This window comes from Bacillota bacterium, assembly GCA_040754675.1.
Taxonomy (GTDB): Bacteria; Bacillota; Limnochordia; order Limnochordales; family Geochordaceae; genus Geochorda.
Genome location: JBFMCJ010000794.1, coordinates 1 through 1505, shown reverse-complemented (window position 1 = coordinate 1505; position 1505 = coordinate 1). Strand labels below are relative to the sequence as shown.

The following is a 1505-nucleotide window of genomic DNA, read 5'->3' as shown; positions in this document are numbered from 1 at the left end:
GCGCCTGCGGCACGCCATCCACGGCCTGGGGCCGCCGGTGCGCGACGCGTGCCGCTGCGGCGGCCGCCACACCCGCCACCAGGTCGTCCAGGAACGTGTGCACCGCCCCGTCCCGGTGCCGGTTGAGCTGGCCGATGATACCCGGCTTCCGCTTATCCAGGTACCCGAACGCGGTGAGCCCCACCGACCCGTAGAGGTTGGTGATGGCCAGCGCCAGCACCTCGTCGATGCCGTACAGGGGGCTGTCCTCCCTCACCGCCGTCCGCAGCGGGTCAGGAAGCTGCCCCTGCTCCGCGAGCACGTCCAGCGCAATGCCGGTGAGGATGGCGAACTGCGCCTCCCGCTTGTCAATGACCCGCTCGACGCTCTCGAGGCATTCCGCCAGGGTGATCTCCGGCAACCTGGGCTTCTGGATTTCCAGCACCACCCGGGCAATATCTTCCAGTTCGACTCCCCGGGAACGTAGCCATTCGATGACCTGTTCTCTCAATCGTCTTCCCCCTAAGGCGCCTGAACGCCCGCGGTGCTGGCGCCCTGCCACACCCCTGCTCCGGCGGTCGAGGCGCCTTCGACCTCGTCACTTCCCCCGAGCAAGAGTGGCGGCTCGCCGGTAACCGCCTCCAGCGCCGTAGCGAGTTCGGGGCTGGCGCTCACCCAGAGCGCCCGCTGCACCGCGGCCAGCCGCCGCCGCCCGCCGGCCTGCATTTGGATGACCACCGGGGTGTCCCCGGGGAACCGCCGCAGCAGCTCGGCCACCTTCTCCACCAGTTCGCTTCCGTGCCGCCGGGACGTGCCTTTTTCTCGGGCCGCTCGACCCAATCGTACCACCACCAGGCGGTCAAGCGGCATAGCCCGATCACCGATTATCTTGACCGAACCGTCGTCGTCCCGGCTGATCGTTCCCCAGACCAGTGCCGGCGCCCCGGGGCGCGCCTCCTCGAACTGGTCCATGCTCCGGGGAAAGACCAGCACCTCCGCGCTCCCGGTCTCGTCCTCCAGCAGGATGCGCCGCATGGTGCCCCCCGAACGCGTCTGCGTGCGGCGGTCGGACTGCACCAGGCCCGCCACCACCGTGGGGGCGCCGTCTTGCGCGTCGGCGAGCTCACCCATGGCGCTCTCCCGGAAGAGCGCCAGCCGCCTGCGCCACTGCTCTGCCGGGTGGCCGGAAAAGTAGAAGCCCAGCGCCTCACGCTCCCAGGCAAGCCGCTCCTGTACGCTCTCGGGCGGCACCGCCGGCAGGCGGTCCTGTGGCTTCAAGAGGGACGGGGAGGTTGTGTCCGCGCCGAACAGGTCGAGCAGGCTTGCCTGCTCCACCGGAGCCCCGCCTCCCCGGCGGCCGTGGCAGCTCTCCCACACATCCTTCAGTGCCGCCAGCAGCGCCGAGCGCGGCCCGAACGCATCGAGCGCGCCGGCCTTGATGAGACTCTCGACGACCCTCTGGTTGAACGCTCCGGGCGACGTCGCATGCTCGAGCGTACGAGAGCAGAAATCGGTGAGCCCCACAA

The 1505-nt window shown here is 69.9% G+C and carries 2 protein-coding genes; both read right to left on the bottom strand.

From position 1 onward, the window contains the following. A partial coding sequence (locus AB1609_23705) for a phosphatidylglycerophosphatase A (protein MEW6049441.1) occupies positions 1-490 on the bottom strand: 490 nt, incomplete at its 3' end. An 11-nt stretch (positions 491-501) separates the two neighbouring features. Beyond that, a partial coding sequence (locus AB1609_23700; GenBank protein MEW6049440.1) for an OB-fold nucleic acid binding domain-containing protein occupies positions 502-1505 on the bottom strand: 1004 nt, incomplete at its 5' end.